Annotated in this window: 19 protein-coding genes; 7 read left to right on the top strand and 12 right to left on the bottom strand. The window is 73.9% G+C overall.

Annotated features, from left to right (window positions below; all coding sequences use genetic code 11):
* Nucleotides 1-28: 28 nt before the first annotated feature.
* From JQN84_RS04360 to hemE, 6 genes are all read right to left on the bottom strand, one after another.
* Nucleotides 29-1,399 carry an extracellular solute-binding protein gene (locus tag JQN84_RS04360; RefSeq protein WP_204957054.1) on the bottom strand — a complete coding sequence of 457 codons (1,371 nt, stop codon included), beginning with the start codon at nucleotides 1,397-1,399 and terminating at the stop codon, nucleotides 29-31.
* The gene (locus tag JQN84_RS04355; RefSeq protein ID WP_204957053.1) at nucleotides 1,396-3,993 is read right to left on the bottom strand and encodes a trypsin-like peptidase domain-containing protein; all 2,598 of its coding nucleotides are present in this window, start codon (nucleotides 3,991-3,993) and stop codon (nucleotides 1,396-1,398) included. The genes JQN84_RS04360 and JQN84_RS04355 overlap by 4 nt, the downstream gene beginning before the upstream one ends.
* A 61-nt stretch (nucleotides 3,994-4,054) precedes the next feature.
* Complete coding sequence (locus JQN84_RS04350) at nucleotides 4,055-4,381, bottom strand: CU044_2847 family protein (RefSeq protein WP_204957052.1); 327 nt, start codon at nucleotides 4,379-4,381, stop codon at nucleotides 4,055-4,057.
* 219 nt (nucleotides 4,382-4,600) lie between these two features.
* Nucleotides 4,601-5,314, bottom strand: coding sequence for a hydrogen peroxide-dependent heme synthase (gene hemQ / locus JQN84_RS04345; RefSeq protein ID WP_204957051.1), 714 nt, complete (start codon nucleotides 5,312-5,314; stop codon nucleotides 4,601-4,603).
* A complete protein-coding gene (hemG, locus tag JQN84_RS04340; RefSeq protein ID WP_204957050.1) occupies nucleotides 5,311-6,723 on the bottom strand; it encodes a protoporphyrinogen oxidase in 1,413 nt (470 codons plus the stop codon). The genes hemQ and hemG overlap by 4 nt, the downstream gene beginning before the upstream one ends.
* A gap of 3 nt (nucleotides 6,724-6,726) precedes the next feature.
* Nucleotides 6,727-7,824, bottom strand: coding sequence for a uroporphyrinogen decarboxylase (gene hemE, locus JQN84_RS04335; RefSeq protein ID WP_204957049.1), 1,098 nt, complete (start codon nucleotides 7,822-7,824; stop codon nucleotides 6,727-6,729).
* Nucleotides 7,825-7,986: 162 nt separating this feature from the next.
* Here hemE and JQN84_RS04330 point away from each other — a divergent pair, with 162 nt between their 5' ends.
* The 6 genes from JQN84_RS04330 (at nucleotide 7,987) to JQN84_RS04305 (ending at nucleotide 15,916) form a co-directional block, all read left to right on the top strand.
* Entirely contained in the window at nucleotides 7,987-8,559 is a 573-nt protein-coding gene (locus JQN84_RS04330) for a DUF3000 domain-containing protein (RefSeq protein WP_204957048.1), read from the top strand.
* 203 nt (nucleotides 8,560-8,762) lie between these two features.
* A complete protein-coding gene (locus JQN84_RS04325) occupies nucleotides 8,763-10,079 on the top strand; it encodes a ribonuclease D (protein WP_204957047.1) in 1,317 nt (438 codons plus the stop codon).
* Between the two features lie 249 nt (nucleotides 10,080-10,328).
* Nucleotides 10,329-11,525, top strand: coding sequence for a thiolase family protein (locus JQN84_RS04320; RefSeq protein ID WP_204957046.1), 1,197 nt, complete (start codon nucleotides 10,329-10,331; stop codon nucleotides 11,523-11,525).
* Entirely contained in the window at nucleotides 11,522-13,588 is a 2,067-nt protein-coding gene (locus JQN84_RS04315) for a 3-hydroxyacyl-CoA dehydrogenase NAD-binding domain-containing protein (RefSeq protein ID WP_204957045.1), read from the top strand. The genes JQN84_RS04320 and JQN84_RS04315 overlap by 4 nt, the downstream gene beginning before the upstream one ends.
* A gap of 168 nt (nucleotides 13,589-13,756) precedes the next feature.
* Nucleotides 13,757-15,040, top strand: a complete 1,284-nt coding sequence (locus JQN84_RS04310) for a hypothetical protein (RefSeq protein WP_204957044.1) — start codon at nucleotides 13,757-13,759, stop codon at nucleotides 15,038-15,040.
* A 144-nt stretch (nucleotides 15,041-15,184) separates the two neighbouring features.
* Nucleotides 15,185-15,916, top strand: coding sequence for a hypothetical protein (locus tag JQN84_RS04305; protein WP_204957043.1), 732 nt, complete (start codon nucleotides 15,185-15,187; stop codon nucleotides 15,914-15,916).
* Nucleotides 15,917-16,023: 107 nt separating this feature from the next.
* On the opposite strand, the gene JQN84_RS04300 is transcribed toward JQN84_RS04305, so the two are convergent.
* The 5 genes from JQN84_RS04300 to JQN84_RS04280 all read right to left on the bottom strand — a co-directional run bounded on the left by JQN84_RS04300 (nucleotide 16,024) and on the right by JQN84_RS04280 (nucleotide 21,026).
* Nucleotides 16,024-16,410: a VOC family protein gene (locus tag JQN84_RS04300; protein ID WP_204957042.1), complete on the bottom strand. Its 387-nt coding sequence runs from the start codon at nucleotides 16,408-16,410 to the stop codon at nucleotides 16,024-16,026.
* 165 nt (nucleotides 16,411-16,575) lie between these two features.
* Nucleotides 16,576-17,727: a sensor histidine kinase gene (locus tag JQN84_RS04295; RefSeq protein WP_281899532.1), complete on the bottom strand. Its 1,152-nt coding sequence runs from the start codon at nucleotides 17,725-17,727 to the stop codon at nucleotides 16,576-16,578.
* Entirely contained in the window at nucleotides 17,724-18,386 is a 663-nt protein-coding gene (locus JQN84_RS04290; RefSeq protein WP_204957041.1) for a response regulator transcription factor, read from the bottom strand. Before JQN84_RS04290 ends, JQN84_RS04295 begins: the two co-directional genes overlap by 4 nt.
* 79 nt (nucleotides 18,387-18,465) lie before the next feature.
* Entirely contained in the window at nucleotides 18,466-19,737 is a 1,272-nt protein-coding gene (locus tag JQN84_RS04285; protein WP_204957040.1) for an outer membrane protein assembly factor BamB family protein, read from the bottom strand.
* Nucleotides 19,734-21,026 carry an outer membrane protein assembly factor BamB family protein gene (locus tag JQN84_RS04280; protein WP_204957039.1) on the bottom strand — a complete coding sequence of 431 codons (1,293 nt, stop codon included), beginning with the start codon at nucleotides 21,024-21,026 and terminating at the stop codon, nucleotides 19,734-19,736. Before JQN84_RS04280 ends, JQN84_RS04285 begins: the two co-directional genes overlap by 4 nt.
* Nucleotides 21,027-21,135: 109 nt before the next feature.
* Between JQN84_RS04280 and JQN84_RS04275 the strand changes: the two genes are divergently transcribed.
* A complete protein-coding gene (locus tag JQN84_RS04275; RefSeq protein WP_204957038.1) occupies nucleotides 21,136-23,037 on the top strand; it encodes a DUF6311 domain-containing protein in 1,902 nt (633 codons plus the stop codon).
* An 84-nt stretch (nucleotides 23,038-23,121) separates the two neighbouring features.
* Here JQN84_RS04275 and JQN84_RS04270 read toward each other — a convergent pair whose 3' ends face one another.
* Complete coding sequence (locus JQN84_RS04270; protein WP_372445911.1) at nucleotides 23,122-24,999, bottom strand: DUF6311 domain-containing protein; 1,878 nt, start codon at nucleotides 24,997-24,999, stop codon at nucleotides 23,122-23,124.
* Nucleotides 25,000-25,070 lie beyond the last annotated feature (71 nt).

Raw genomic sequence — 25,070 nt, 5'->3', positions numbered from 1 at the left:
CGTGTTCGGGCCGGCACCGTCACCGGGATCAGCGTCCGCGCAGGGCATCGTTGAGGCGGGCCTCGAAGTCCTCAGGCAACGCCCCGTTACCCTCCAACGCGGTCCGTACGCCCTTGCGGAACACCTCACTGAACGAGAAGTAGTACGGCACCCGGGGCCGGACCCGGGCCTCCCGTACCGCCTCTGCCAGCAGCGCCAGGTAGGGGAACCTGGAGCGGAGGTCCTCGTCGGCGTAGACGTCGTTGCGGGTGGGGGCGAAACCGCCCCGCTCGAACAGCTGGGTCTGGCTCTCCCGGCTGGTCAGGAACTCGATCAGGGCCTGGGCCGCCCGGGGCTGCTTGCTCTGCTTCGCCACCGCGAGGTTCTGGCCGCCCAACGCCGACGGGCCGGGCAACCGCGTCACCTGGAACGGCACCCGAGGGGTCGACATCCCGTCGGGGGTGTCCAGCCTCGGATAGTTGACCGGCCAGTTGCGCATGAACAGGGCCCGACCACCGCCGAAGTCATCCAGGCTGCGGAGCTCGTCACCCGGGACGCCGAACGCGTCACCGGCGAGCAGACCCTTCCCGCGCGCCGCGGCGACCTCCCGCAGCCGCCGCTCCCACTCCTGGCGTTGGAAGATCACCCGGTTGGTGCTCTCGTCGACCAGGCGCTCGACACCGCCGTCCCAGATCAGTTCCATCCCGTTCACGGTCAGCCCCTCGTACGGACCGAACTGGCCCGTGTACCCCATGGTGGGGCCCGTGCGGCCCGCCGGGGCGGTCAGCGCCTGGCTGCGTTCGATGATGGTGTGCCAGTCGAACCGGCGCTGGCCGGGGAGGTCCCCGGGGACCCCGAGCAGGTCGGTCCGGTAGTAGAGCAGGCCGGCGTCGGTATTGAACGGCAGCGCCCAGAGGGTGCCCTGGTAACGACCGGTGGCGAGGGCCTCCGGCACGAACTGGTCGAGGTACCCCGCGCTCAGTCGCGACTCGTCGACCTGTCGCAGGTAGCCGGCGGCGGCGAACTCGGCGGTGAAGGTCACGTCCAGGTTGTAGATGTCGATGTCCCGGACCGGGTTCTCCGTACGACCGGCGGCCTGTGCCTGGGCGATCGCGACCATCTCGCTGCGCTGCTGGTCGGCGCTGACCGTGGTCTCCTCCAACCGGGCCTGGTTGCGCGGGTTGGTTTCGTTCCACCGTTCGATCAGCTTGCGCCGTTGCTGGTCGATGCTGGTGTCCCTGCCGCTGAGCAGCACCAGATCCCCCGGTTCCAGATCGGCGCCGCGCGGGGCCACGTACCAGGCGACAGTGCCCAGCACACCGAGCACGGTGCCGGCCACCAGGCCGAACAGGAAGGCGGACGGAACGCGTAGCCGCCGTAGGGTGGCCGACCGGACCCGGTGCGGCTGCCTGTCGGTCATTGCTCGGCTCCTTTCTCCCACAACTGGGCGAACAGTTCGGTGAGCCGCTGGTCGATCGTCTCGGCGGCGACCTCCCGGCACTCCCCGCCGGTGGACCGGGCGGCCTGTCGCAGGGCGCGGTCCCGCACCCGGTCGGCACAGCTCGCCTCGCCGACGGCGAGCACGTAGAGCCGCACCGGCGGTTGCCCGTCGAGCCGGGGCACCAGATCTCCGCTGGCCGTGTCCCGTCCGTCGGTGAGCACCACCAGCGCCCGCAGGTAGCCCTCGGGGTCGCCGGGCCGACGCAACTCCCGGAAACCGTCGTCGATGGTCCGGTGCAGCGGGGTGTCGCCGGACGGCACGGTTCGGCGCAACCGGGCGAGCAGGGCCGCGTCCCGGGCCGGGTCGGCCGGCCCCACCGGCCGGGGCCGTCCGGCGGCACCGGGGTACGCGGTGGAGAACGTCCACACGCCCACCTCGTCCCGCACACCCAGCTGCCCCAGTGCGGTGGCCACCCCGTCGACCGCCAGGTCGAAACGGGTGCCCCGACCTGCCGGGGCCAGCATCGAACCGGAGCTGTCCAGGGCCAACAGCACCCGCGCCGGCCGCCGGGCCTCCCGGTAGCGCCGGTCAGCGGTGTCGAGCACCGCGGCGTCCGCGGCGTCCGCCAGCTGCCACTGCGGATTCTCCAACGGCCAGTCGGGCAGCACCCCGTTCGTCTCGGTCAGCCCGGAGCCGGGCTCGTCGCGGCCGGCGACCCGGAACCCCTCGGTCCGCAGCACGTCCCGGCCGGGGCCGGCCAGCCAGCGACGGAAGTCGTCGGCGGTGGACCGGGCGACCGGGCTCTGCACCGCGTCGGGCCAGTGCAGGCGTACCACCCGGTGCTCGACGCCCGGGGTCTGCTTCGGGTAGAAGGCGACCAGAGACCGGTGGGGCGTGGGCCGCCCCAGTTCGGCGCAGGCGTCGCCGAGCCGGTGGCCGCCGTTGAACCGGACGAGCGCCTGCTCGGTGGTGATCACGGCGGGCGGCATGGGCGCGGACGGGTCCTGAGCGAGTTGCCGCTGCCGGCACAGCACCGCGGCGAGGGTGCCGAGCGGGTAGCCGCGCGCATCCTGGGTACGCTCCAACGGCTGTTCCACCTGCCGCCGGAGCTGGGTCGTCCCGACGTCCTGGTAGAGGGCCACGTCGACCATCCGGGCCTCCGGGGAGAGCGTGGGGTCGGGGCGTACCACCTGCCAGCCGACGCCGGGGACCGGCCGGCCCCCACCGGTCACCACGGGCGGGTCGGTCGCGGAACGGCTGGCCTTGCCGAACAGCTCCGGCCAGGACAGGGAGCGTTGCCGGTCGAGGTCGTCGCGGTCGGCGTCGACGAGGCCCCGGGGCACCCCCAGCACCAGGGGTGACCAGGCAACCGTCTCGAAGTCCCGCACGCTGTCCAGGTTGCGCAGCTGGTCGTCGAGCGGCTCGGCACCGGGGAACCAGACGTCCGGACGCGGGCCGACGTCGGCCGGGTACCAGCCCGGCACCGCCGGACGACCGCTGCTCGCCGGTTCCCCGGCCGAGGCCGACCAGTCGTGTCGCAGGCCCTTGGCCACCTCCTCGGCCGATGCGGAGTAGACGAACATGTTCACGGTGCGGCAACCGCGCACCGCGGAGGACCGCTGGAAGGCGGCGGCGACCGTCTGGTAGGTGAGCAGGTCGTCAGGGGCCACGGCGACCCGCAACTCCGCCGCAGGGGGACACCCGGGCAACGGTTCGGGCGCGACCATGCAGATGCCGGCCAGCACCGCCACCAGCGCCGCGATCCACCCCGGTCGCAGCCGGCGCGGTCGTGCCACCGCGTCCGGTGACGGCGTTCCCGCCGGTGCCGGCGTCCCCGGCCGGGCCAGCTGGCCGGCAGGTGGTCCGGAACCGGTACGCCACCGGCTGAACGGCTGCCGCCACCGGGTCACCACCAGCGGTGGGCCGAACGTGGCGGGCACCGGCAGCCGCCGGATAGGAATCATGAAGGCGGCCGGGTATTCGAGTTGGGGTCTGGTGCGCTGGTCGGCAGAGACGATCATCCCGACCACGCAGCGGACCCGGTGGTCCCAGACCGGGGCGCCTGAGTAACCGGGCTGGATCTGGTAACCGGCGTCGGTCGGGTTGGCCAACTGCATCCATCCGCCACCTACCGGCCCGACGACCCGTCCCTCGAACCAGCGGCCCTTGCCCCCCGGGAAGCCGAAAACCCGGCAGACGCGGTCCCGGGTGCCGGACTCCCCCGGTCGGGCCAGCCGGACCGGCCGGATGCCCGCCGGCACCGGCGTCACCAGGCGCAGGACGGTCACGTCGCCGGGGTCGTCGGGATCGTCGGGGTCGTCGGGGGGCAGCACCACCGCGATCGCCGGCCGTCCCCGGCGCACCAGCGGGAAGACCACCTCGACCTGCCCACCGCTGAGCGACGCGGTGTCAGCCGGCTCGTCAGGCGTCGGGGAGACCTCCCCGGTCAGGGCCGCCCGGACGACATGGGTGCAGGTCAGCAACAGGTGACGATCGATCAGGAAGGCCGCGCCGACCACCGCACCGGCGGCGTTGCGGACCCCGGCGACGGCGAGTTCCGCGTCGTCAGGCACCGGATGGACCGGCCTGACGTCGGGCTTTCCCCGCGCGCCCATGATCACGACGCCATCCGGCTCACGTTTCCGTGCCGGGCCGGTCCCACTCGACCCGAACGGTGAGATTGGCCTCCGAGGTGCCGCTGGCGATGATCAGCCCGGTCTGGGCCGACACCTTGACCCCGAACTCCACCGCGACCCGGTCCGGTGGCTCGGCGACATCGCGGAGGTTGCGCAGCACCGCGGTGCTGACCTGCCGTAGGTGCGTCAGGGCCGATTCCAGTGTCTCGTGCGCCCGGGTCGCCGCCGCGCCGCCCCGGCCGACCGGGACGGTGCCCTCTTCGGCGGGGGTCTCGAACTGGACCCTGCCGCCACCCTCCAGCGGAAACTCGACGATCTGCGACACCGGCACGCCCCCGTGGATCCCGACGGCACGGAAGTTACCGTCTTGAATCTCTCAGGTTACCGTCGTCATTCCACTCCGGAGCGTCCACAGCGGGCTGTGAGCCGGACGCGTCCACATTCCGACAGCACCACGCCGGCCGAGCGGCACCACCGGGCACGCCCGGATCGACGCCGGGCACGCCCGGACCGGGCCGGTACGCCGACCGGACCGGTGGTCGGACTAGACCAGGCAGTTGACGATGTCGGCGACCGAACGACGCCGGCCGGTGTAGAACGGGACCTCCTCGCGGACGTGCCGCCGGGCCCCGGAGGCCCGCAGGTCCCGCATCAGGTCGACGATCCGGTGCAGCTCGTCGGCCTCGAAGGCGAGCATCCACTCGTAGTCGCCGAGGGCGAACGAGGCGACCGTGTTGGCCCGGACGTCCGGGTAGCCGCGCGCCATCTTGCCGTGCTCGGCCAGCAGTTCCCGCCGCTCGGCGTCCGGCAGCAGGTACCACTCGTAGGACCTGACGAACGGGTAGACGCACAGGTACGGCCGGGGCTCCTCGTCGGCGAGGAACGCCGGGATGTGGCTCTTGTTGAACTCCGCCGGCCGGTGCAGCGCCAACTGCGACCACACCGGGGTCAACGCCCGCCCCAGGGTGGTCCGGCGCAACCGCAGGTAGGCGTCCTGGAGGGCGTCGCTGGACGACGAGTGCCACCAGATCATCACGTCCGCGTCGGCGCGCAGCCCGGCCACGTCGTACATGCCCCGGACCACGACGTCCTTGCCGGCCAGTTCCTCGAAGAGCGACTCCACCTCGCCGGTGACGTTCTCCCGCAGCGCCGGCAGCCCGCCGGTGGCCCGGTAGACCGACCACATGGTGTAGCGCACGGTTTCGTTGAGTTCCCGGATCCGGGCCGCGTTGGACTGCTCGGTGCTCTGCTCGGTCATGGACCCGATCCTCCCAGTGCTTCGATGATCTCCTCGGCCGCGCTCTCGCCGGAGCGGACGCAGACCGGGATGCCGACCCCGTCGAAACCCGCGCCGGCCACCGCCAGGGTGGGGTGCGACGCGCGCAGCGCCGCCCGGACGGCGGCCACCCGCCCGGTGTGACCGGGGGCGTACTGGGGCAGCGCGCCGCCCCAGCGCTGTACGTGACCGGCGACCGGTGCGGGCAACGCCACCCCGAGCACCCGGGTCAGCTCCCGGTGCACGGTGGCGAGCAGGTCGTCGTCGGTGAGCTGGAGCGAGGTCTCCTCGCCGTACCGGCCGACGGAGGCGCGGACCAGGGCCAGCCCGTCCGGCGCGGCCAGGTGCCCCCACTTGGTGGTGAAGAAGGTCGACGCCTTGATCAGCAGCCCCTCGCCGGCCGGCACCAGGAAGCCGGAGAGCCGGGGCAGCGCCGGCGCGGGCAGCGCCAGGGTGACCAGCGCGACGCTGGCGTAGTCCAGCCCGCCGACGGTCGCCGCCTGCGCCGCGGCGAACCCGGCGAGCAGCCGGGCGGTGGGTCGGGCCGGCACGGTCAGCAGCACCGCGTCCGCCTCGACCAGTTCCGGGTCACGGGTCGGGCCGACGGTCAGCCGCCAGCCGTCGCCGACCGGGGTCAGCTCGCGGACCGCCGCGTTGCGCCGGATCGCCGCGCCGCTGGCCGTGGCCGCCGCCTCGACCAGGGTGCCCAGCCCGCCGTCCAGGGTGCCGAAGACCGGGGCGCCGGGGGCGCGCGGCGCGGCGGCCTGCGCGGCCCGGACCGCGCCGACCAGTGTGTGTTCCACCCGCGCCGCGCGGGCCAGCGCCGGCATGGTGGTGACCAGGGACAGGTCGTCGGCCCGGCCGGCGTAGACGCCGCCGAGCATCGGGTCGACCAGCCGCTGCACCACCTGCTCACCGAACCGGGCCCGGACCAGTTCCCCGACCGAGACGTCCTGGTCCGCGTCGAGCAGCGGCCGGCCGCCGTCGCGGTCGGCGTCCAGGGTGGGCTCGGCGACCGCCGCCACCGCCGCCAGGTCCCCGGGTACGCCGACCAGCGTGCCGCCCGGGACCGGGCGCAGCCCGCCGTCGACGACGAGCGCGGCCTGCCCGACGGTGGGGTGCACGATCCGCCCGGCCAGGCCGAGCCGGCGGGCCAGGGCCACCGCGGCGGACTCGCCCCCGGCCGGGTCCCGCATCAGGAACGACTCCGCGCCGAACTCCACCGTACGGCCGGCCAGCTCACCGGTGCGCAGCTTGCCACCGAGCGCGCCAGACTGCTCGTACACGGTGATCTCGGTGTCGGCGGGGGCGCGGTCGCGTAGCCGCAGCGCGGCGGCCAGGCCGGTGATCCCGCCACCGACCACCGCCACCCGCCACGGCCGCGCCCGCACCGCTCAGCCCTGCTCGTCCCGGCGCGCGGACACCTCGTGCACCAGCGCGACCACCCGGGTCAGCACCTCGGGGTCGGTCTCGGGCAGCACGCCGTGACCGAGGTTGAACACGTGTCCGGGGGCGGCGCGGCCCTGCTCGACGATCCGCCGCACCTCGGCCTCGATCACCGGCCAGGGGGCGAACAGCACGGTCGGGTCGAGGTTGCCCTGCACGGCCCGATCCGGCCCGATCCGGCGGGTCGCCACGTCCAGCGGGGTACGCCAGTCGACGCCGACCACGTCGGCGCCGGCCTCCCCCATCGCACCGAGCAGTTCGGCGGTGCCCACCCCGAAGTGGATCCGGGGCACCCCGGCGTCGGCCAGGCCGGACAGCACGGCGGTGGAGTGCGGCAGGACGAAGCGGCGGTAGTCGGCCTCGGACAGGGCCCCGGCCCAGGAGTCGAAGAGCTGCACGGCGGAGACCCCGGCGTCGACCTGCACCCGCAGGAACGCCAGGGTGACCTCGGCGAGCCGGGCGCACAGCGCGTGCCACAGGTCGGGCTGGCCGTACATCATCGCCTTGGTCCTGGCGTGGGTCCGCGACGGTCCGCCCTCGACCAGGTAGCTGGCCAGGGTGAACGGCGCACCGGCGAAGCCGATCAGCGGGGTGTCGCCGAGTTCGGCGACGAGCAGCCGGACGGCTTCGTCCACGTAGGACACGTCGGCGCGGTCGATGCGGCGGACCCGCTCGACGTCGGCGACGGTGCGCACCGGCTCGGCCACCACCGGCCCGGTGCCGGCGACGATGTCCAGGTCGACGCCGGCCGCGGCGACCGGGACGACGATGTCACTGAACAGGATCGCCGCGTCGACGCCGTGCCGGCGGACCGGCTGGAGGGTGATCTCGGCGACCAGGTCCGGCCGGCGGCAGGAGTCCAGCATCCCCACGTTGGCCCGGATCTCCCGGTATTCCGGCAGGGACCGGCCGGCCTGGCGCATGAACCAGACCGGGGTGTGCGGGACGGACTCCCGGCGGCAGGCCCGGACGAAGGGCGAGTCGGCCGGCCCGCTGCGGCGGGATTCTCCGTCTCGGGCGGCGGTGCCCGTGGTGTCGGTGGTCATCGCGGCAATCGTGCCACGCACCCGCGCGGGCCCGACGGGCAGCGCCGCCAATTGTGACCCGCACCCCCGGGACGCACCGGTCGGCGGCGGGACACCGCCGTGGGCCGGCGCTTCGGCGTGCCGTGCCGGCGGGCGACGGCGCGTCGGCATAGGCTGCCGGTCATGGCCCCCCCGATCGCGCTCCCGGAGACGTTCGCCCGCGCGGTCGCCGGCCTGCGGTCGGTCACCCCCCGGGCGGAGATCGTCCTGGAGGAGGTCGGCGCGCCCCAGCGGCTCGCCCCGTACGCGTTCGCCCTCTCCGCCACCGTGCTGCGCGACGACGACGAGGTGGCCGACGGGCGGCTGATCCTGCTGCACGACCCGGCCGGGCACGACGCCTGGCGTGGCACCCTGCGGCTGGTCACCTACGTGACCGCCGACCTGGAGGTCGACCTGGCCGCCGATCCGCTGCTGCCGGGGGTGGGCTGGACCTGGCTCACCGACGCGTTGGAGGCGCACCAGGCCGACTACCGGGCGGCCGGTGGCACGGTCACCCAGACCGTGTCGACCCGGTTCGGCGAGCTGGCCGGCCCGCCCGCCGCCGGGGACGTCGAGATCCGGGCGTCCTGGACGCCGCTCGGCGAGGACCTCGGCGCGCACCTGTCGGCCTGGTGTGCGCTGCTCGCCTCCACCGCGGGGCTGCCGCCGCCCGGGGTCACCGCGCTCACCGACCGCCGGCCGGCCGGCGCGGCCTGACCGCCGGCAGCCCTCCCGGTAACGACGCGACACGCCCGGAGCACAAGCAGATGTCCCGGGTGCCCTGAGGACGTCCTATCGGACATCGAATGTCCTGCGGTGGAGGTGGCCGTCCTCACCGTCCCGACCTCTGTCGGACACCGGGACGACACACACCGGACCGGCTGCGCACACCATCTCGCCCGGCGCACTAGGGTTGTCAGGTGACCGACGAACCACCCCTGCGCCGTCGGGCCGCCGAAAGCCGTACGGCAGACGTTCCGCCCCCGGCCGTCGCCCAGCCGGCGGACCCGGGCACCGAGCAGCCCTCCGGCGGGCCCGTACCGCTGACCGCGCCCCGCGACGGCACCCCCCAGCCGGTGGCCACCCCCGCCGAGCTGGACGAGGTCGTGGCCCGCTTCGCGGCGGGCACCGGCCCGGTGGCCCTGGACGCCGAGCGGGCCTCCGGCTACCGCTACAGCCAGCGGGCCTACCTGGTGCAGCTGCGCCGGGAGGGGGCCGGCACCACGCTCATCGACCCGCTGCCGCTGCCCGACCTGACCGCCCTCGACCAGGCGATCGGCGACGCCGAGTGGGTGCTGCACGCCGCCAGCCAGGACCTGGCCTGCCTCGCCGAGCTGGGGTTGCGTCCGCGCCGGTTGTTCGACACCGAGCTGGCCGCCCGGCTGGCCGGCTTCGAGCGGGTCGGCCTGGCCGCGCTGACCGAGCAGTTGCTCGGCTACACCCTGGAGAAGCACCACTCGGCGGCCGACTGGTCCAGCCGGCCGCTGCCCGAGTCCTGGCTGACCTACGCGGCGCTGGACGTGGAGATGCTGGTCGACCTGCGCGACGCGCTGGACGCGGAACTCCACGCGCAGGGCAAGTCGGCGTGGGCGGCGGAGGAGTTCGCCGCGCTGATCACCTGGGCCACCCGGCCGCCCCGGGTGCGGGCGGAGCCGTGGCGGCGGACCTCCGGCATCCACCGGGTCCGGGGGGCGCGGGCGCAGGCCCGGGTCCGGGCCCTGTGGTACGCCCGGGACCAGATCGCCGTGCGCCGCGACGCCGCTCCGGGCCGGGTGCTGCCCGACTCGGCGATCATCGCCGCCGCCGAGCTGGACCCGAAGGACGAGAAGACCCTGCTGACGCTGCCCGGGTTCGGCGGCCGGTCGGTGCGCCGGCTGGCCCGGTCCTGGCTGACGGCGCTCGACGAGGCCCGCCAGTTGGCCGACGACGCGTTGCCCGTCACCCCGACGGTGGAGGGGCCGCCCCCGCCGCACCGGTGGGCGGAGCGCGACCCGGTGGCCGCCGGGCGGCTGGCCCGCTGCCGGGAGGTGGTGGTCCGCGTCGCCGGTGAGCACCGGCTCCCGCCGGAGAACCTGATCACCCCGGATTCGGTCCGCCGGCTGGCCTGGCAGCCGCCCGACGAGATCACCGTGGACACCGTCGCGGAGGTCCTGCGCGGCTACGGCGCACGCCAGTGGCAGCTCTCCCTCCTGCTGCCCGCGCTCGCCGAGGCACTGCTGCCCGCGCCCCGGGCCTGAGCCACCACCGCGCCACCCTCCGTCGTCCCTGACGGTCCGCATCCCGGTCCACGCCGGCCCGTCTCCGGGCCGGCCAGGGCCGGGTGCCCCCGCGCCGGGAGTGTGGGATGGGCCACACCGGGGGTGGTGACGGCCATGGTTACTGGCGAGTAGCATTCCCGGGGAAACGCCAGTGCCGGCCGACCCTCACCCGGCCCGTGCCGCCCCCGCGGCGCGTCGGCCGGGTCGTGGTCGATAAGGAGGCTCCAAGTGCCCCGAGAAGTTCGGGATGTCGTCTTCGTCGACGGTGTCCGCACCCCGTTCGGCAAGGCGGGTGGCATGTACGCCAACACCCGCGCCGACGATCTGGTGATCCGCTGCATCCGCGAGCTGCTGCGCCGCAACCCGCAGCTGCCCCCGGAGCGGGTCGAGGAGGTGGCCGTCGCCGCCACCACCCAGATCGGTGACCAGGGCCTCACCATCGGCCGCACCGCCGCCCTGCTGTCCGGCCTGCCCAAGACCGTCCCCGGCTTCTCCGTCGACCGGATGTGCGCCGGCGCGATGACCGCCGTGACCGCCGTCGCCGGTGGCATCGCCATGGGCGCGTACGACATCGCCATCGCCGGTGGCGTCGAGCACATGGGCCGGCACCCGATGGGCGAGGGCGTCGACCCCAACCCGCGGATCATCGCCGAGAAGCTGGTCGACCCGTCCGCCCTGGTGATGGGGGCCACCGCCGAGAACCTGCACGACCGGGTCCCGCACATCACCAAGGAGCGCACCGACGCGTTCGCGCTCGCCTCGCAGCTCAAGACCGCCAAGGCGTACGCCGACGGCAAGCTCCAGGCCGACCTGGTGCCGGTCGCGATCCGCGACGCCGACGGCGGCTGGGGCCTGGCCACCGCCGACGAGGCACCCCGGGAGACCTCGCTGGAAAAGCTGGCCACCCTCAAGACCCCGTTCCGCCCGCACGGCAAGGTCACCGCCGGCAACGCGGCCGGCCTCAACGACGGCGCCACCGCCAGCCTGCTCGCCGACGAGGCCACCGCCCGTGAGCTGGGCCTGCCGGTCGCCATGCGGCTGGTGTCGTACGGCTACGTCGGCGTCGAACCCGAGGTGATGGGCGTCGGCCCGATCCCGTCGACCGAGAAGGCACTGCGCATCGCCGGCCTGAGCATCGACGACATCGGCCTGTTCGAACTGAACGAGGCGTTCGCCGTGCAGGTGCTCGCCTTCCTCGACCACTTCGGCATCGCCGACGACGACCCCCGGGTCAACCCGTGGGGCGGCGCGATCGCCATCGGTCACCCGCTCGCCTCCTCCGGCGTACGGCTGATGACGCAGCTCGCCCGGCAGTTCGCCGAGCACCCCGAGGTGCGCTACGGCCTCACCGCCATGTGCATCGGCATCGGCATGGGCGGCACGGTCATCTGGGAGAACCCGAACTGGGAGGGTGCAGACAAATGAGCCTCAGCGCACCGAACGAGGTCGTCACCCGGGCGCTGCTGCGGCAGGTGAACGTGCCGGGACTGGACCGGCCCGCCGCCCTGATCACCCTGGACAACGGCTTCGACCACACCAAGCCGAACACCTTCGGCCCGGGCGGCCTGGCCAGCCTGGACGAGGCGATCACCGCCGCGCTCACCGCCGAGCCGGCGTTCGTCGCGGTCACCGGCAAGCCGTACGTGTTCTGCGTCGGCGCGGACATCACCAGCCTGCCGGCGCTGGCGGACCGGGAGCAGGCGCTGGAGATCGGCCGGCTCGGCCACCGGGTCTTCGCCCGGCTGAAGGACAGCGCCGTGCCCACCTTCGCCTTCGTCAACGGCGCGGCGATGGGCGGCGGCCTGGAACTGGCCCTGCACTGCCACTACCGGACGCTGTCCGGTGGCGCGGCGGCGCTGGCCCTGCCCGAGGTGTCGCTCGGCCTGATCCCCGGCTGGGGCGGCACCCAACTGCTGCCGAACCTGATCGGCATCCCCGCCGCCACCCAGGTGATCCTGCAGAACCCGCTGATGCAGAACAAGATGCTCAAGCCGAAGCAGGCCGCCGAGATGGGCATCGCGGACGTGCTGCTGGAGCCGGCCGACTTCCTGGAACGGTCCCTGGAGTGGGCCGCCGCGGTGGTGCGGGGCGAGGTCACCGTCAGCCGGCCCGAGGTCGACCGGGACATGTGGGCGGGCGTGCTCTACTTCGCCCGGCAGACCCTGGACCAACGGCTGCACGGCGCGGTGCCGGCCGCGTACCAGGCGCTGGACCTGCTGGAGACGGCGAAGGACGCCGACTTCGCCACCGGCACCGCCGCCGAGGACGAGGCGCTGGCCGACCTGATCTTCTCCGAGGAGCTGCGCAGCGGCCTGTACGCCTTCGACCTGGTGCAGCGGCGGGCCAAGCGGCCGGCCGGCGCACCGGACAAGGCCCTGGCCCGGCCGGTCACCAAGGTCGGCATCGTCGGTGCCGGCCTGATGGCCAGCCAGCTCGCGCTGCTGTTCGCCCGCCGCCTCCAGGTGCCGGTCGTACTGACCGACCTGGACCAGTCGCGGGTGGACAAGGGTGTCGGCTACGTGCACACCCAGATCGAGAAGGCCGTCAGCAAGGGCCGGATGGACAAGGGCACCGCCGCCAAGCTGTACGGCCTGGTCTCCGGCTCGGTCGACAAGTCCGTCTTCGCCGACGCCGACTTCGTCATCGAGGCCGTGTTCGAGGACCTGGACGTCAAGAAGCAGGTCTGGGCCGAGCTGGAGAAGATCGTCGCGCCGGAGGCGGTGCTCGCCACCAACACCTCCTCGCTGTCGATCACCGCGATGGCCGCCGAGCTGGAGCATCCGCAGCGGCTGGTCGGCTTCCACTTCTTCAACCCGGTGGCGGTGCTGCCGCTGCTGGAGATCGTCCGGGGCGAACGGACCGACGACGCCACCCTGGCCACCGCGTTCGCCGTGGGCAAGCAGTTGAAGAAGTCCTCGGTGCTGGTCTCCGACGCCCCGGCGTTCGTGGTCAACCGGCTGCTCACCCGCTTCCTGGGCACCGTGTTCGCCGCCGTCGACGCCGGCACCCCGCTGGACGTTGCCGACAGCGCACTGGACCCGCTGGGGCTGCCGATGCGTCCGCTCGCCCTGCTCCAACTGGTCGGGCCGGCGGTGGCCTACCACGTGGGCGGCACCCTGCACGCGGCGTACCCGGACCGCTTCGGCGTCAGCGAGAACCTGCGTCGGATCGCCGACTCGGGTCAGCCGATCGTCGTCGAGGACCGGATCAACGACGAGGTGGCCAAGCTGCTCGTCGTCGGCGACCAGCCGCTCAGCGCCGAGCAGGTCCGGCAGAACGCCCTCGACGCGTTGGCGCAGGAGATCCGGCTGATGCTCGACGAGGGCGTCGTCGCCGAGGCGCAGGACATCGACCTGTGCATGATCCTCGGTGCCGGTTGGCCGTTCCACCTGGGCGGGATCACCCCGTACCTGGACCGGACCGGCACCTCCGAGCGGGTCACCGGCCAGCGTTTCCTGCCGCGTGGGGCCGCCAGCCTGCGCGCCTGAACCATCCCCGCTCCCCCGCCGATCGCGGTGGCCGACGATGTCCTCCCCCCGGGATATCGTGGCCACCGCGATCGTCGTTTGCGTACCCTCGTCAGACTCGGGGGGCTGCGCGGCCGGGCTCCGTCTGGCTACCATCACGCGTTCTCACCCTCGCCTGGAGCTGATCTGATGACCTCACCGCCGGTCGATCCCTGGTCCGGGCAGCCGGAGCACGGCTCGCCCACCGGTCACTTTCCGCCTGTGTCCGACGGCCCACCGGCGTCGCCCGAGGGTCCGCACACCCCGCCGCAGGGTGGCGGCTGGCCCACCACGCCGTACCCGGTGGGATCGCAGCCCGGCGGATGGCCGGCCGATCCGCAGTCGGGTCCGCCGGCCGACCAGTACCCCGGCCCGCAGTACGGCGGCTGGCCGCAGCCCAACCCGGCGCAGGGCGGCTACCCCGGCGCACCGCAGTCCGGGCCGCCCGCCACCCCGCCGTCGGGCTATCCGGCCGCCCCGCACTCCGGGCCGCCCGGTAGTCCTCAGTCCGGCTACCCGGGCGGCCCGCAGCCCGGTTACCCGGCGGCACCGCAGCCCGGTTACCCGGGTGCGGCCCAGCCCGGCTATCCCGGCATCCCGCAGCCCGGTTACCCCGGCCCGCAGCCGGGCTATCCGGGTGCCGCCGGCTCGGGCGGCTACCCCGATCCCGCCGCGCAGCAGTACGCCGGCTTCGGCGGCGCTCCGTTCAGCTCCCCGCCGGGCCCGCCGCACGCCCCCGCGCCCCAGCGGTCGAAGCTGCCGCTGCTGCTGTCGTTGGGCCTCGTCGGCCTCCTGGTGCTCTGCCTCGGTGGCGGCGGCCTCACCTGGGTCGCCCTGAGTGACGAGGACGACCCGAAGACGCCGACCCCGTCGCCGACGCCCACCGCGGTCACGTCGCCCACCCCGAGCCCCACCCCCGTCGAGACCGACAGCCCGACCCCTGACCCGACCCCGTCCGAGGACGTCGACGACCCGGGCCCGATCCGGCTGGTCACCCCGTCGACCCTCGGTGGCCGGTCCAAGAGCACCGACCCGGAGCTGCGCCGGATCGCCGACCAGATGGTCCGCGACATGAAATCCGAGGTCCGCAACGAGACGGGCGCGGTGAGCGCGTTCTACGGCAGCGCGGCCAGCAGGAACATGGTGATGATGGCCGGTGCCTCGGGTCCGGTCATCCTCCCCGAGCAGGAGCTGGACGACGCGGTCAAGGGACTGGGCAGCTCGCTTGCGGTCACCAAGATGTCCACCATCGACCCGGGCCCGCTGGGCGGGGTCGCGAAGTGCGGCGACGGCAAGGCGTCGGGCATCGCGCTCGGCGTCTGCGTCTGGGCCGACCACGGCAGCGTGGGCATGATCGTCATGTACTTCTCCTCGGCGGCCAAGGCGAAGTCCGAGTTCGTCGCCATCCGGGGTCAGATCGAGAAGCGCGACTGATCCGCTCCGGGGGCGGTCACCGGGTCCACCGGACCCCGTGGCCGCCCCGCACGCTGACCAGGGGCGGAACGGTCGGCGGCGAGGGTGTCGGTCGGGCTGGCTAAGATCACCCGGCCTCAACAAACGATCTCTGGAGCCGACCTGATGTCCCAGCCCCCGACCACCCCTCCCGCCCACCAGCCGGATGGCGACGCGCCGCAGGGCAGCTACCCGCCGCCGGCCCCGCAGGGCGGCTTCCCGCAGCAGCCGGACGGCGTCGGAGCGACCCCGTACGCCGCCCCGCCCGCGCCGGCGAAGAAGCGGTCCGTCGGCAAGATCGTGCTGATCGTGCTGGCCGTGCTGCTGGTGCTCTGCCTCGGCGGCGCGGCGATCGCCGCGTTCGCCCTCAAGGACGACGTCAAGGAGGCGGTGGACGCCGCCAACACGACCGTCTCCGCCCCCGCCACCCTCGCCGGCCGCCCGCAGGTCACCGAGCCGGGCCTCAAGGCGGTCGCCGACAGCCTGGTCACCGAGATGAAGAAGTCCGTGCAGAACGAGACGAGCACCGCAGGTGCCTTCTACGGCGACCCGGCCAAGCAGGACCTGCTGATGATCGCCGCCGCGTCGGGTGTGATGGTCGACCCCAAGAAGGAACTCGACGACGCCGTCACCGGCATCTCCAGCCAGCTCAACGTCACCAACATGGCGGCCGTCGACGCCGGCCCGCTCGGCGGCGACGCCAAGTGCGGTGACGGCAAGAGCGAGGGCGTCCCGCTGGGCGTCTGCATCTGGGCCGACCGGGGCAGTGTGGGCCTCATCGTCCAGTACTACAAGTCGGCCGCCGAGCTGAAGTCCGAGTTCGTCACCATGCGCGGGCAGATCGAGAAGAAGGGCTGACCCCACCCGGGTCGCCCCGGCGGGCCCCGTCCACCCCACGGTGGGCGGGGCCCGTCGGCGTCCAGGCCGGCCCGTCGGCATCGCCGCCGGTCAGCCCGGTCGGCCGGTCAGCCGGTCGTGGCGGCCCGCTCGGCGGCGCTGCGCAGCACGCAGAACTCGTTGCCCTCCGGGTCGGCCAGCACCACCCAACCGGTGCCGTCGGGCCGACGCTGGTCGTCGACCTGGACGGCACCGACGGCCAGCAGCCGGGCGACCTCCTCGTCCCGGGTCCGGTCGACCGGCTCCAGGTCGAGGTGCAGGCGGTTCTTCACCGACTTGCCCTCCGGCACGGCCAGGAAGAGCACCTCCGGCCCGCCCGGCGGCAGCAGCATCGCCTCCGGGTCACCGGGCTGGTCGTCGGGCTGGCGGGGGCAGTCGAAGACCTGCGCCCAGAAACCGGCCAGGGCGTAGGTGTCGTGACAGTCGATACCGATGTTGTGGATCCGTGCGCTCACGGGTCTGCCTTTCGCAGCGGTGGAACGCGCCCCGTGACGTGTGGTGTCAGCGGTGGGCAGGGCGGGGCGCGGGACAGGTCATGATGGACATCTACCGCACCCCCTCTCCTCGGACCGGGCCGACGCAGCGATCATTGCAGGCGTCCGGCCGGCCGGCAAGCAGATTCAGCCCGGGGTCTGTTCGGCAGAGGGCAGCGTGACGGTCACCTCAAGGCCCCCGCCCTTCTGCGCGGTGACCTGGACCGTCCCGCCGTGCGCGTCACAGACCGCCCGGACGATCGACAGGCCCAGCCCGGACCCCCGGGCCCCGGTGCGTTCCCGCCCGCCCCGGCGGAACGGCTCGAACAGCCCCGGCACGTCGGCCTGGTCCACCTCGAACCCGGTGTTGCGCACCACCAGCCAGGACGACCGCCCGTCGGTGCCGGTACGCACCCAGAGCCGGCCGTGCAGGTGGTTGTAGCGCACCGCATTCTCGATCAGGTTCCCGGCCAGCCGGTCCAGCAGGCCCGGGTCACCGGTCACCGGGGCCGGTCGCAGCGAGGACTGCACCCGCAACCCGATCCGCTCCACCTCGCGGGACATCGCGGACAACGCGTTGGCGGTGCCTGTCGCCAGGTCACACTCCGTACGCCGGGCCAGCCGTCGACCCGTCTGGGCCTCGCTGCGGGCCAGCACCAGCAGCGCGTCCACCAGTCCGTTGGCGCGCTCCGAGGCGTCCCGGACGACGGTGGCCATCCGATGGTACTCGGCAGCATCCGCCTCGTCGTCGCTGAGCGTCACGTCGATCTCGGTACGCATCACCGCCAGCGGGGTCCGCAGTTCGTGCGAGGCGTTGGCCACGAACCGTTTCTGCGCCTCGAAGGCGGCGGTGATCCGGTCCAGCATCGCGTCGAAGGTCCGGGCCAGCTCGGCCACCTCGTCGTCCGGCCCGGACCAGCCGATCCGCTGGTCGAGCGTGGTCTCGCCGAGCCGGCGCGCGGTCGCGGTGACCTGGTGCAGCGGGCGCAACGTCCGGCCGGCCACCCAGTACGCCCCGGCCACCCCGACCACGCTGATCGCCAGTAGCGCCAGCAGGCCCTTGACCAGCAGTTCGTCGGAGGCGGCGTCGACCAGTTGCCGCTGCCACACCGCCGCGTCCAGCGACCGCCCGTCGGCCAGCAGCACGGTGGTGCCCGGCCGCAGCTCGTCGGTGGGCCGCAGCGCGTCGCGCACCAGCAGCCAGGCCAGCGTCACCAGGATCGCCCCGGCCCCGACCAGCAGCACCCCGTTGAGCAGGGTCAACCGTAACCGCAGGGTGGGCCGCAGCCGCCGGGTCACGAGTCGACCGTCCGGTAGCCCGCGCCGACCACCGTCTCGATCAACGGTGGGTCGCCGAGCTTCTTGCGCAGGGTCCGCACCGTCACCCGGACGATGGTGGTGAACGGGTCGGTGTTGGCGTCCCAGACCCGTTCCAGCAACTCCTCGCTGGAGACCACCGCGCCGCGCGCCTTGACCAGCTCGCTGAGCACCCCGAACTCCTTGTTGGTCAGGTCGACCGGGGCACCCGCCCGGGTGACCACCCGGCGGGCCGGGTCGAGCACCACGTCACCCACCTGGAGCACCGGCGGGGCGGCCGGGGTGGCCCGCCGGCCCAGCGCCTGCACCCGGGCCACCAACTCGTCGAAGGCGAACGGCTTGGGCAGGTAGTCGTCCGCGCCGAGACCCAACCCCTCCACCCGGTCGGCGACGCTGTCGCTGGCGGTCAACATCAGCACCCGGGTGAGGGTGCCGGAGGCGGCCAGCTCGGCGCAGATCTGGTCGCCGTGCATGCCGGGCAGGTCACGGTCGAGGACCACCACGTCGTACCTGGTGACGAAGGCGGCTTCGTGGCCGGCGTCCCCGTCGTACGCCACGTCGACCGCCATGCCCCGCTTGCGCAGCCCCCGCACGATCGCGTCGGCGAGGTTCCGTTCGTCCTCGACCACCAGCACCCGCATCCCGACCTCCTCGCCGACCTGTCCGACAACCTAGCGCCGCCGGCCAAACGCCCGGTGCCAGGTGGGCCGTGCGACACCGTCAGTCGGGCATCCGCCACACCCCGATGCTGTCGCGTTGCCGCCAGCAGACCAGCACCCCCTGGCTCCGCGAGCAGGCCTCCCACCGGCCGGGCAACACGTCCCGGACCCGCAGCGTGCCGTCGGTCGGGTCCAGCTCGGCCACCAACTGCCGGCCGCCGCCGACCGGCCGCACGACCAGCAGCGCGTCGGTGGGCGGCCACTGGTCGACCAGCTCCCACCTGCCCAGCTCGGCCACGGACCGACCGGTCGCCGCGTCGAGCAGGGCCAGCCCCTGCTGCCCGTCGGCGCTGACCCCGACCATCCGGCCGGCGACCGACGCGACCGGGGCCCACCAGTCGGAGGTCCAGCGCACCCGGCCGGTCACCGGATCGAGCACCCGGGTCCCGAACGCCTCTCCCAGGCAGACGGCGTCGCCGCAGGACCGGACGGACCAGCCGTCCGGCGTCGGCACCGGCGTGTCCCACCGTCGCCGGCCGGACGCCAGGTCGTAGGCGGCCAGCCGGCCCGGTTCCCCGTCGACCAGCAGCAGGTCACCGGTCGGTCGGGCCACGTGGTGATGGTCGCCGCGGGCGGGCGGCACCGGGAACGCGAGCCGGCGTACGCCGGTGTCGACGTCGTACGCCTCGGCCCGGCCGGCGCTGGTCACCACGACGAGTTCCGCGACGCCGCGCTCCCCCGGCCGGTAGCCGACGGTGGCCGCCCCGGCGGTGACCGTCCAGCGGACCGCGCCGGTCGCCGGCTCGACCCCGCGTACCGCCACCCGGTCGACGTGCAGGTCCTCCAGCAGCAGCCCGCCGTCGGCGGTCGGCACCGCCACCCCGGGCTGCCGCCACCGGGCCCGCCCGTCGACGTGGTCGAGCACCATGGAGACCGGTTCACCACCGGGGTCGGTGGTGACCACCACGTCGTCGCCGGCCCCCTCCAGCACCACCAGTTGGTGCCGGGGCGACAGCGACGTCTCCCAGCGGACCCGCCCGTCGGCCAGGTCGATCGCGGTGAGCTGCCGGCTACCCGCCGGTGAGAGCGCCGACGGGTAGGCGAGCACCAGCAGGCCCCCGACGATCAGGTGGCTAGGCTCCGGCACGTCCGGCACGGGCACCGGGGCCAACCGGGTCGGCCCGGGTGCCGCGCCGGCCAGGGTGAGCAGCAGGAGCAGGGCGGTCAGGGCGACGGCCGCCGGGTGGCCGGCCGACCGCGGGCCCCGGGGCCGGCGTGCCGGCGGGGGCGGCTCGTCGTGGTGCCCGACCTCACCCAGGTCGATCACCGTCACCGGGGCACCTGCCAGACCCCGAACCTGCCGTCCATCAGCCGGCACAGCAGCAACCGCCCGTCGCTCTGACAGTCGCCGGAGACGGCCGGCAGCACGTCGCGCACCCGGACCCGCGCGGCGGCCACGTCCAGCTCCGCGACCAGCATCCGGCCCTCGCCGGCCGGGCGTAACCCGATCACCGGCCCGTCGGGGCTGTTCGACGCGGCGACGTTCCAGACGTCGAGTTCGGCGGCGACCCGCCCGGAGGCGACGTCGAGCACCGCCAGCGGGTGCCAGACGCCCCGGCCCAGGCCGGTCGCCAGCATCCGGCCGCCGCGTTCGGTCCCGGACAGCTCCCACCGGTTGTCGCGCCACACCGTCCGGCCGGTCGCCGGGTCCAGCGCCCGCACCCCGCCGGCCTCGCCCTGCGCGCAGAGCAACGGTCCGCACGCGACGAAGAACGACGGCGTCGTCAACGGCACCTCCCATCGGCGGTCCAACCCGTCGAGGCCGTACCCGGTGAGTCGGCCGGAGTTCCCCTGAACGGCGAGCAGCAGGTCACCGACGACTTCGAACGCGGTGTTCGACGGTGTTCCCTCGTGGTCGAGCTGCCCACTGTGCAGGCGTACGCCGCGTCGGGCGTCCCAGACCTCGGCCGTGCCGCCGGCGTCCACCGTCACGATCCGGTCCACGCCGTCGGCCCGGTGACGGAACATGGTGAACAGCGCCGGCACCGCCGCCGACCAACGGTCCCGCCCCGTGCTCGGGTCGACCGAGTGGTAGGTCTGTGGGCCGTCCGTGCCGTCCTCGAAGAGCAGGTCGGGGCCGGCGGACAGGCCCGTCCCGGCGCGCTGCCACCGCACCCGACCGGTGTCCCGGTCGTGGGCGAACGTCAGGTACTCCCCGTCCGGCCAGCTCACCGTGCCGGTGAGCAGCAGCACGTCGGCGTACCGGCGCAGCTGCGTGAAGCCGGCGGTCACCGACACCGGTACCGGCACCTGCCAGCGTCGCACCGGTCGCGCCTGCGGGGAGGTGGGGATCGTCCAGGCGCTGAGCCGGCCGGGAGCGGTCGGGGCACCGCCCGGTTCGAGCAGGAAGACCTCCCCGTCGTGGAGCAGCACCATCGAGCCGAGCGGGGCCGGCACCACGAACGCCGCCCGCTTCGCCACCGGCGCGGCGGCGGTCAACGCCAGCAGGGTGAGCGCCAGCACCACCACCAGCCGCAGCGGCCGGCCGACGGCCCGGGGCGCGGGGCCGGGTGGCTGCGGCAGCGGGTCGTCGCGCAGCTCACCCAGATCGATGACCGTCACGCGCACCCTCTTTCGACCGCCACACCCCGCCGACCGCCCGCCGGTCAACGCGGAACGCCACACACCGGGTCACCGGGACGGCCGGTCGTCGCCTGTACGATGGCCCGTCGTGGCCGTGCCGGTGGTAGATCCCTCGTTGAACCCGACGTCCGCGCGCGACGCGGTCGAACCCGATGCGGTCGATCCCGACGCGACAGACCCGCAGCGACGGCCGGGCCGGGCCGACGTGCTCGCCATCGGAGCCTATGCGCTGATCGGCGTTCTCGTGTGCCTGAACTACTGGGTGGACGTGCAGCACCGGGTGTCGTCCCACCTGCCGACCGACCACAGCTGGTTCGAGTGGCTGTTCACCCACGGCGCGTACTCCGTGCGGCACCTGGAGAACCCGCTGTTCAGCGCCAGGCAGAACGCCCCGGACGGGGTGAACATGATGGCGAACACCTCGCTGCTGGGCATGACCATCCCGCTGGCCCCGGTCACGCTGCTGTTCGGCCCGCAGGTGACGTACGCGCTCTACCTGGGCGGGGCGCTGGCCGCGACGGCGGCCACCTCGTACTGGATGCTCTCCCGGCACCTGGTGCGCTCGCGGGCCGGCGCGTTCGTCGGCGGCGCGTTCCTCGGTTTCGCCCCGGGCATCGTGCACCACGCCAACGGGCAGCCCAACTTCGTCTCCAACTTCCTGCTGCCGGTGATCGTGGCCCGGGTGCTGCTGGGCCGGCCCGGCCGGTGGCGGCGCGACGGGCTGGTGCTGGGCCTGTTGGTCGCGTACCAGGTCTTCATCAACGAGGAGATGCTGCTGCTGACCGCGCTGGCCTGCCTGGTGGCGGTGCTGGCGTACGTGGTGCAGCGGCCCCGCGAGGCCCGGGCTCGGGCCGGCGGTTTCCTGGCCGCGCTCGGGGTCGGCGGCGGGCTGGCGCTGCTGCTCACCGCGTACCCGATCTGGTACCAGTTCAACGGGCCGCAGTCCTACCGGGGGTTGCAGGGCGGGGTGTTCCACAACTGGGGCGAGGACCTGATGGCCTTCGTCACCTTCGCCCGGGACACGGTCGCCGGGGACGAGGCGGTCGAGAAGACCATCGGCCTGACCGAGCAGAACACCTGGTTCGGCTGGCCGTTGGTGCTGGTCACGCTGGCCGCGCTGGTGCTGCTCTGGCGGCGGTCGTTGGCCGCCCGGGTCGCCGGGGTGCTGGTGGTGGTCTTCACCGTCGCCGCGATCGGCCCCAAGGTGCGGTTCAACGGGGTGGAGACCACCGTGGACGGCCCGTGGGCGTACATCCCGGACGACCTGCCGCTGGTCGAGATGATGATGCCGACCCGGCTGACCCTGGTGGTGACCGGTGCGGTCGGCGTCCTGCTCGCGTTGGCCTGGGACGCGTTGGCCTGGGACGCGGTGGGCGGCCACGGCCGGCCCCGGGTGCCGATGCCGCGCGCCGCCGCCGACGACACCCCCGTCGACAGCGCCGGGAAGGCCACGCCGACCCGTCGCCGGTGGGTCCGGCCGGTCGGGTACGCGGCGATCGCGCTGGCGGTGCTGCCGCTGTTCCCCCGTCCGCTGCCCGCGCAGCACATCGACCTGCCGCCGCACTTCATCACCGCCGGCGGCTGGCGGCCGTACGTGCCGGCCGGGCGCACCCTGGTCCCGGTGCCGATCCCGAGCAACGTGCACGGCCTGTCCACGCTGCGTTGGAGCGCGCTGACCGGGCACGAGTTCCCGGTGCCGGGGGGCTACTTCATCGGCCCCAACGAGCTGGGCGAGGGCGTCTTCGGCGCGCCGAACCGGCCTACCAGCACCCTGATCTACGCCACCATCGACGCCGGCACGGTGCCCGCGCTGACCGGGGAGAACCGCCGGCAGGCGCTGGAGGACCTGCGGTTCTGGCGGGCGTCGGTGGTGGTGCTGGGGGCCCATCCGCGCGAGGCGGTGCTGCGGGACCTGATGACCGGCCTGCTCGGCCCGGCACAGCGGGTCGACGATGTCTGGCTCTGGGACGTCCGCCCCCTGGTCGACTGACCCGCCCGCCCTGGCGCGGTGGCCCGACCGGCGCACGGTGGGACCCGGCCGGCCCGTCGGTCCGGCCGGGTCCCACCGGAACGGTCAGGCGGTGCGGGCGGACAGCGGTCGGACGTCCCACACCCACACGTCGAGTTCCCGGCGGGCGGGGCCGACCAACTGCTCGACGGTGCGACGCAGCGGCTCCGCGTTGTGCTGGCGCAGCGGCAGCACCAGCACCGCGGCGTTCCAGTGCCGCAGCTCGTCCAGGCTGCGGCGGCGCTGCCGGTCGTCCAGCTTGGTGGTCCGCCCGGTGGTGGCCACCTCGTCGAGCAGCTGCCCGATGCCGCTGGGCCGCCCGCCGAACCGGCCCGGGTCACCGGTGTTGCCGTTGCGCGGGGCGAGGAAGTAGCCACCCGGGATCTTGAAGTCCAGGTTGGTGGCCGCCGCCCAGCGCATCCCGTGGGTGTTGCCCATGCTGGGCACGGGCACCGGCACCAGGGTCTGCCCGGGGCCGACGTACTCGCGCCAGCGGTCGGCGGTGATGAAGTCCGGCACCGGCGGGCGGGAGGTCACCTTCAACGGCATCGGCACGATCGGCAGCAGCGCCAGCACCAGGGCGGCCACCGTGACGGTCTTGGCGTGCTGCCACTGCGCGCCGCGCAGCGTCCAGGCCCGCTGCACGGCCAGCGCCAGCAGCATGCCGATCACCACGGAGGTGATCAGGGCGAACCGGGTGGGCACCACCGCGTCCAGCAGCGGCAGCCGCACCAGCAGTTCCCACGGCCCGGTGACCAGGTCCCGCCCCCACCAGGAGATCCGCTCGCCGAGGGAGAGCAGCGCGAAGAACGCGCCGGTCACGGCGAGCGCCCGGACGAGGCGTTCGCGGCGCAGCCAGAGCACGATGCCGACGGCGATCAGTGACAGGCTCCAACCGAAGAAGGCGTTCTCCTCGGAGTAGTTCGGGGCCAGGTTGACGTTGGCCCGTTCGTTGCCGCCGAAGGTGGGCGAGCCGGGGGCGAAGAAGGCGGCGATGTCGTTGCCGTAGTCCTGCACCGCGTCGCTGAGCCCGTGGTACGCCATCGGCCCGGCGAACTGGATGTAGAGCGGGTACGCCAGCAGCGCCCCGGCCAGCACCGCGCACGCGGCCAGCCCGGTGGCCAGGGGCCGCCACGCCGCCGACCAGAGCGCCGGCCGCTGGGCCACCATGGCGATCAGGAAGATGCCGCAGGCCAGGGCGGTGAAGAGCAGGATCTCCTCGTTGATGAACGCCTGCCCGGTGACCAGCACGGCGAGCAGCAGCCCGTCGCGCACCGGCCGGGTGGAGCGGGTCAGCACCATCACCCGCCACACGATGAACGGCAGCAGGAACTGGCTGATGATGTTGGGGTGCCAGTTGGCGTGCGAGAGCATCGCCGGGGAGAACCCGCAGAACCAGCCGCCGACCGCCGCGGCGAGCCGCCGCCGCACCAGGTGCCGGGACAGCACGTGGTACCAGGCGGCGGCGGTGCCGGCCAGGCCCAGGGTGACCAGCACCACGAAGGAGACCGCCGGCCCGAACAGCAGGGTGACCGGCACCATCGGGATGCCCAGCGCCAGCACCGCCGTGTTGGCCATCAGGTTGACGCCGTCGGGGTAGTTGAACTGGTCGGTGTAGAACGGGAACTCCCCGTGCAGCACCACCCGCACCGAGTGGGCGAGGAAGAACTGCACCTGCGCCGGGTCGCTGCTATAGAGCGAGGCCACCCGGCCGGCCGGGTCGGCCCAGATCCGGCTGGTCACCCAGAGCGCGACGAGCAGGAAGATGCCGTACACCACCAGGTCCTTGCGGCGGGCGGTCCAGCGCCAGCGCCGCCACCATGCGGCCGGCGTCGCGCCGTCACCGTCCGTGTCCGCAACCCCCCGCTCCGGTACGGCCACCGTCGCCGCGTCGGCACCGTCGACGTCAGCTGCCGTGGCCGGCCCGTCGGGTGTCGTCCCCACCGGCGGCGCGTCGACAGGCGTCGCCTCGACCGTCCGGTCCACGGGGGCCGGCACGTCGGCGAGACGCAGGT

It is taken from the genome of Micromonospora humidisoli (assembly GCF_016900955.1).
GTDB classification, from domain to species: Bacteria; Actinomycetota; Actinomycetes; order Mycobacteriales; family Micromonosporaceae; genus Micromonospora; species Micromonospora wenchangensis.
This window is presented reverse-complemented; position numbering and strand designations above follow the sequence as displayed.

Coding starts and splice junctions, on each gene's coding strand:
- JQN84_RS04290 (WP_204957041.1), bottom strand. CDS start 18,386: ATGCGGGTGCTGGTGGTCGAGGACGAACGGAACCTCGCCGACGCGATC.
- JQN84_RS04305 (WP_204957043.1), top strand. CDS start 15,185: ATGTCCCAGCCCCCGACCACCCCTCCCGCCCACCAGCCGGATGGCGAC.
- JQN84_RS04315 (WP_204957045.1), top strand. CDS start 11,522: ATGAGCCTCAGCGCACCGAACGAGGTCGTCACCCGGGCGCTGCTGCGG.
- JQN84_RS04310 (WP_204957044.1), top strand. CDS start 13,757: ATGACCTCACCGCCGGTCGATCCCTGGTCCGGGCAGCCGGAGCACGGC.
- hemQ (WP_204957051.1), bottom strand. CDS start 5,314: ATGACCGAGCAGAGCACCGAGCAGTCCAACGCGGCCCGGATCCGGGAA.
- hemE (WP_204957049.1), bottom strand. CDS start 7,824: ATGACCACCGACACCACGGGCACCGCCGCCCGAGACGGAGAATCCCGC.
- JQN84_RS04330 (WP_204957048.1), top strand. CDS start 7,987: ATGGCCCCCCCGATCGCGCTCCCGGAGACGTTCGCCCGCGCGGTCGCC.
- JQN84_RS04360 (WP_204957054.1), bottom strand. CDS start 1,399: ATGACCGACAGGCAGCCGCACCGGGTCCGGTCGGCCACCCTACGGCGG.